The sequence below is a fragment of the Terrisporobacter muris genome (genome assembly GCF_024621905.1).
In the GTDB taxonomy this organism is placed as follows: domain Bacteria; phylum Bacillota; class Clostridia; order Peptostreptococcales; family Peptostreptococcaceae; genus Terrisporobacter; species Terrisporobacter muris.
Genome location: NZ_JANKBY010000204.1, coordinates 1 through 6,533, shown reverse-complemented (window position 1 = coordinate 6,533; position 6,533 = coordinate 1). Strand labels below are relative to the sequence as shown.

The 6,533-nt window shown below is 27.7% G+C and carries 7 protein-coding genes; 6 read left to right on the top strand and 1 reads right to left on the bottom strand.

The genetic code is table 11. The features are described 5' to 3' along the window. Window positions 1-132: 132 nt before the first annotated feature. On the bottom strand, window positions 133-1,896 hold the full coding sequence (locus NSA58_RS13820; protein ID WP_039678903.1) for an Rqc2 family fibronectin-binding protein: 1,764 nt from the start codon (window positions 1,894-1,896) through the stop codon (window positions 133-135). 227 nt (window positions 1,897-2,123) lie between these two features. Between NSA58_RS13820 and dapF the strand changes: the two genes are divergently transcribed. From dapF to NSA58_RS13790, 6 genes are all read left to right on the top strand, one after another. Then, window positions 2,124-2,957 carry a diaminopimelate epimerase gene (gene dapF, locus NSA58_RS13815; RefSeq protein ID WP_039678904.1) on the top strand — a complete coding sequence of 278 codons (834 nt, stop codon included), beginning with the start codon at window positions 2,124-2,126 and terminating at the stop codon, window positions 2,955-2,957. 5 nt (window positions 2,958-2,962) lie between these two features. Continuing rightward, window positions 2,963-3,844: a YicC/YloC family endoribonuclease gene (locus NSA58_RS13810; protein WP_039678905.1), complete on the top strand. Its 882-nt coding sequence runs from the start codon at window positions 2,963-2,965 to the stop codon at window positions 3,842-3,844. Window positions 3,845-3,911: 67 nt separating this feature from the next. Next, window positions 3,912-4,538, top strand: coding sequence for a guanylate kinase (gene gmk / locus NSA58_RS13805; RefSeq protein WP_039678906.1), 627 nt, complete (start codon window positions 3,912-3,914; stop codon window positions 4,536-4,538). 1 nt (window position 4,539) lies between these two features. After that, window positions 4,540-4,800, top strand: a complete 261-nt coding sequence (gene rpoZ / locus NSA58_RS13800) for a DNA-directed RNA polymerase subunit omega (protein WP_039678907.1) — start codon at window positions 4,540-4,542, stop codon at window positions 4,798-4,800. Between the two features lie 4 nt (window positions 4,801-4,804). After that, on the top strand, window positions 4,805-6,007 hold the full coding sequence (coaBC, locus tag NSA58_RS13795) for a bifunctional phosphopantothenoylcysteine decarboxylase/phosphopantothenate--cysteine ligase CoaBC (protein WP_039678908.1): 1,203 nt from the start codon (window positions 4,805-4,807) through the stop codon (window positions 6,005-6,007). Window positions 6,008-6,090: 83 nt separating this feature from the next. Then, a partial coding sequence (locus NSA58_RS13790) for a primosomal protein N' family DNA-binding protein (RefSeq protein ID WP_330652576.1) occupies window positions 6,091-6,533 on the top strand: 443 nt, incomplete at its 3' end.

The following is a 6,533-nucleotide window of genomic DNA, read 5'->3' as shown; positions in this document are numbered from 1 at the left end:
GTGCTTTAAACTATAAAATTATTGGTGGAATATACTCGGATTTATGTAAAAGCAAAAATATATGATAAATATTTTAAACTTTATCAACATATAAAAAGGCAATAAGTATGAAAACTTATTACCTTTCTGTTACTATTTTTTTAATTTTACTATCATTTCTTCTGTTGGAGTAACGTAAATTGTATTATTAGTTTCGTAAATAACCATACCAGGTTTTGATCCACTAGGTTTTTTAACATGTTTTTTCATAGTATAGTCTACAGGAACTTGAGAAGACATTCTTCCTTTGCTATAAAAAGCAGCAAGCATAGCAGCTTGATATAAAGTCTCATTAGGAACTTCTTTTCCTGCGCATTTAATAATAACGTGAGAACCTGGAATATTCTTAGTATGCATCCAAATATCTTCTGGGTCTGCAATTCTTAATGTTAAATAATCATTTTGCTTATTATTTTTACCTACTAAAATTGTAAATCCATCAGAAGATATAAATTGATTAGGCTTTGTAGTAATATCTAAATCTTTTTTAGCTTTGTATCTATAAGGGGCCTTGGAATACCCTAGTCGAATTAACTCATCTTTAATATCTGTTAGCTCTTCTAAATTTTCGCAGTTTTCAATACCTAACATAATATTTTCTAAATACTCAATTTCCTCGTTACAAATAGAAATTTGAGATGTTAATTCTATTTTTGCAGTTTTTAATTTATTGTACTTTTTAAAATACTTTTGAGCATTTTCAGAAGGTGTTAAGTTTTTATTTAAAGGTATAATAATATTTGAATAATTTTCATCATAGAAGTTTGCAACTTCCACATTTTCCATACCTTTTTCTATCATATATATATATGAAGTAAGTAATTCACCTTTAATTTTGAATTCATCAGCATTGTCAGCATCTCTTAACTCTTTTTCTATTTTCTTTTGTTTATGATAAAGTCGATCTAATTTAATAGAAATACTTTTTCTCAAATCGGATGTCCTTTGATGAACTCTGTCTTTGAAGTCTTTAGTTTTATAGTAGTCTTCAATAATTTGAGAAATAGATTGTTTTTTTATAAACTTATTTCCATCTAAAAAACTAAGGTTAATGCAACTAAAATCAATGACTTTATCTATACTTTCATCTATAACTATGCAAGGGTCATATTCATCATTTTTTATTTTAGTAAATAAATCAGAGAAAGCTCTATATAAAGTGGATAACTCATCACGAGTTTTGTCATCGGAATAGTCATCAGTAGTTAAGTTAGCTCTATGACAAATTTCTTTAGCTACAGATGGACTTATTCCTAAAAATTTAGAGTAGATACCTTTGTATATAGGACCATTAAATTCTCTTAAAGTATTAATAAAACTTTTAATTGAAATACCTTTTATAGGGTTAACTTTATTCTGAGCTGGTGGAAACTCATAAGTCATATTGGGAAGTAACTGACGAACTCTACTGACGCTAGGCGGAATCCTTTTTATAGAATCTATTATTTTGTTATTTTGAGTTAAAATTATATTACTATGTCTACCCATTATTTCAATATAAATATCTTTTGTTGTTTTTTCTTTTAATTCATCAAAAGATTCCACACTGATTTTTATTATTCTTTCAAAATCAACTTGAGAAATATCTGTAATTATACCACCTTGTATGTATTTTCTAAATAGCATGCAAAACATAGGTGCTTTAATTGGATTTTCTTTTTTATATTCATTGGCTATATAAACTCTAGGGTTTGATGCACTAGAACTTAATACTAATTTGAAGTTTTCTTTGTTGTTTCTTATAAATAAAACTAATTCATCATTTTCTGGTTGATGAATTTTGTCAACTTTACCACCCACAAGCTTTGTATGAAGCTCAGAGGCTAAGTTATGAACTACTAAACCATCTAATGCCATAATATTCTCCTTTCAGACATAGGTAATAAACTTATTATTACATATTATAACCAAGATGTGAATAGTGGGAACATAATCTTTTACATAAATATGCAAATGAAATAAAATTATAAAAATGACCACTATACAACCATAATCAAAATGATATAAGTCTTAATATTTATTTTTTACTGATAATATTGTATAATACTAAGTTAGAACTGTTTGTATAAAAAGGGGCGATATGAATGGAGTTTTGGAAGTTACAAGGAATAGGTAATGATTTTATAGCAATTGATGGTAGAAATGATGATATAGTAAATAATAACTATGGGGAATTAGCAAAGAAAGTTTGTCATAGAAGGTTTTCAGTAGGAGCAGATGGATTATTAGTTGTGAAAAATAGTGATGTAGCAGATGTTGAAATGGTATATTATAATGCTGATGGAAGTCGAGCATCCATGTGTGGAAATGGACTTAGATGTTTTGCAAAGTTCGTTTATGACAATAATATAGTTAAAAAAGAAGAATTTGATGTTTATACTTTAGATGGAATAAAAAAAATAAAAGTTAATCTTAAAGAAAATAAATTGGACACAATTAAGGTTAATATGGGTAAAGGAAGTTTAAAATCTACTGATATACCTGTTAATAGCGAAAAAGAAATTTTTATAAATGAAAACATTCAAATTTTAGATAAAGAATTTACTGTTAGCTCAATGTTAATGGGTGTTCCACACACTGTCATATTTGTAGATAATATAAATATGGAAGATATACATAAATATGGTCCAATAATTGAAAAAAGTGAAATTTTTTCACAAAATACTAATGTAAATTTTGTTAAGGTTTTGAATGATTCGAATATATTAGTCAGAACTTGGGAAAGAGGTTGTGGGTATACTTTAGGATGTGGAACCGGTATGACAGCCGCAGTTATTATAAGCAATTATTTAGGTAAGGTAAGTAAAAGTGTAAATGTTACTTCTGAAGGCGGAAGTATAAAAATAGATTTAGTTAATGATGAAGTTTACATGAGTGGAAGAGCACAAAAAATATGCGAAGGAAATTTGGAGGTATAAATAATATGGCTATAAGCATGACTGGTTTTGGTAGAGGTGAATTTAAAAATGATAATTATCATTTTTTAGTAGAATGTAAAACAATAAATCACAAATATTGTGATATAAATGTTCGTCTACCAAGAAAGATATCTTTTTTAGAAGATAAAATAAGAAATTATGTTAAAAATTTTGTAAAAAGAGGAAGGGTAGATTTATATATAAAGCTTGACTTAGTTGGCTCTGAGGATGTAAACTTAAAGTTCGATGATAAATTAGCAGATCAATATGTAAAGATTCTAAAAGAAATAAAAGAAAAGTTTGATTTACAAGATGACATAAGTGTAATGAGCGTAGCTAAGTTTCCTGACATAGTAAAATGTGAGGAAAAAGAAGAAGATGAAGATTTATACTGGAGTATGTTAAAGGAAGCACTAGACATTACTTTAGAAAAACTTGCTCTAATGAGACAAGAAGAAGGTAAAAAGCTTGCTGAAGACACATTAAAAAGATGTGATATATTAAGTGATTTATTAGACCAAATAGAAAGACACTCAGAAACAGTTGTAGATGAATACAAAGAAAAGTTATATAGTAGAATTAATGAAATATTAGAAAATCCAAGTATAATAGATGAAAATAGATTGGCACAGGAAGTTGCCATATTTGCAGATAAAAGCTCTATAACAGAAGAAATTGTAAGATTTAGAAGCCATATTGAACAACTTAAAAATACTGTTGTAAAAAATGATTCTATAGGTAGAAAAATAGACTTTTTAATTCAGGAAATGAACAGAGAAGTTAATACAACAGGTTCAAAATCATCTAATATAAATATAACTAACTTAGTAGTAGAAGTTAAAAGTGAATTAGAAAAAATTAGAGAACAGATACAAAACATTGAATAGTATTAAGTATGATAAATACTATGAAAATGTATAATACTAATAGATAAGTTGAAAGGATGAAATATTAATGGTTATAAATAAGAAAGGTCTTTTATTAGTTGTATCGGGGCCATCTGGAGCAGGAAAAGGCACAATTTGTAAAGTATTAATGAATAGAAATAATGATTTAAAACTTTCTGTATCAGCAACAACTAGGCAACCCAGAACTGGTGAAGTTGAAGGGGTAAATTACTTCTTCTTAACACATGAAAAGTTCAACGATATGATAAGTAAAAATGAGTTTTTAGAATATGCTCAAACTTATAGTAATTTCTATGGAACACCAAAAGGACCAGTTATGGAGTGCTTAGAAAAAGGTCAAGATGTTGTTCTTGAAATAGAAATGCAAGGAGCAAGACAAGTAAAGCAAATCTATCCAGATGCAATTTTGATATTTGTTTTACCGCCAACTCTTAGTGAACTACAAAGTAGATTATCTTCTAGAGGAACAGAAACTGAGGAGCAAATGCAAGAAAGATTAAGCTGTGCTTTTGAAGAAATCAAGCAAATTAAAGATTATAACTATTTTATTTTCAACGAAACTAATAGAGAAGTTGAAGCTGCAATAGAAATAGAAAATATTATAAGTGCTGAAAAAAATAAAGCTACAAGATATGAAGAAGAAATAATAAGAAAATTTAAGGAGGAATTATAAAATGAAACCATCTATAAATGAAGTATTAGCAAAAATAGACAACAGATATTACTTAGTAGGAACAGTAGCTAAAAGAGCTAGAGAAATAGTTGATGGAAGTGAGTCTTATGTAGAAAGTAAAATTAACAAAGGTAAGCCAGTAATGTTAGCTACTGAAGAAATATCAGAAGGAAAAATAACTTACAGATTACTAACTGAAGAAGAAATAGAAATAGCAGAAGCATTACATGCAGAAGAACAAAGTAAATTAATCGAGGAGTAAGATTATGTTAAAAGATAAAACTGTAGTAATTGGTGTTAGTGGTGGAATAGCAGTATACAAAGTATGTGATGTTGTAAGTAGACTAAAAAAACTAAATGCAAATGTTCACATAATTATGACTAAGAGTGCAACTGAATTTGTCACACCTCTAACTTTTCAATCATTAAGTCAAAATTATGTAGTAAATGATATGTTTGAAGAACCAAAAACTTGGGATGTTGAACATATATCTTTAGCAAAAAAAGCGGATGTATTTTTAATTGCACCAGCAACAGCAAATGTAATTGGAAAAGTTGCAAATGGTATATGTGATGATATGTTGACAACTACAGTTATGGCAACTACAGGGAAAGTACTTATAGCACCTGCTATGAATACGAATATGTATAAAAATCCTATTCTTCAAAGAAACATTAATATATTAAAAGAGTTAGGTTATAATTTTGTAAACCCAGAAAGTGGTAGACTTGCTTGTGGAGACATAGGAGAAGGAAAACTTGCTTCGCCAGAAATTATTGTTAATACAGTAATAGATTTATTAAACAATAGAGATAAAGATTTACAAGGAAAAAAAATAATGATAACTGCTGGTCCTACGGTGGAAAGTATCGATCCAGTAAGATATTTAACGAATAGATCTACAGGAAAAATGGGATATGCTATTGCAAAAATGGCAGCTGATAGAGGAGCAGATGTAACTTTAGTTAGTGGTCCAACAAATATAACTCCACCAGCTAATTTAAAAAAACTAATAAAAATTCAATCTGCGGAAGAAATGTATAGTGCAATTATAGATAACTTTGATGAGAATCAAGTAATAATAAAAAGTGCAGCTGTTGCAGATTATAAACCTAAGACTTATAGTGATAAAAAAATTAAAAAAAGCAATGATGATTTAGTTATAGAATTAGATAGAAATAAGGATATAGCCTATGAATTAGGAAAAATTAAAAAAGATAAAATTTTAGTAGGATTTGCTGCTGAAACTAATGACCTTATTGAAAATGCCAAAGGTAAAGTTAATAAGAAAAATTTAGACTTTATTGTTGCCAATGATTTAACTGAAGAAGGGGCAGGCTTTGGCACTGATACAAATATTGTAAAAATAATTGACAAAGAAGGCAACATAAGTAAATATCCTCAAATGAAAAAGGATGAAGTTGCAAATGTCATATTAGATAAAGTAAAATCATTATTAGAAAAGTAAGCATCTATTTATAGATGCTTATATTTTTAAGTAATAGATTTGTCACTTTTAATATGAGAGAAGCGAATTTTAAGGAGCAATCTATGTATAGTGAAAAATACGCAAAAGTTATAGTGAAAAATAACAGCATTTATACAGATAACTTGTTTACATATAAAATACCAGATTTTTTATTGGAAGATATTCAAGTAGGACATAGAGTTTTAGTTCCTTTTGGAAGGAGTAATAAACCTATAGAAGCCTATATATTTTTGATTGCCAATAAAGTAGAAGATAATATAGAGTTTAAAGAATTATTTGATATTCTTGATGAGCATCCTATTTTTAAAGAGGAAGATATAAATTTAATTCATTGGATAAAAAATAGATATTTATGTACCTATATGGATTGTATATCTTTATTACATCCTAAGGGATATAAGGTAGAGAGTTTTAAAGAAATAAGTTTATCGAAAGAAATTAAAAATTTAGATGCTAATAGTTTATACATGAAAATAGATAGCTTAAGTAAAAACAAACAATTTGT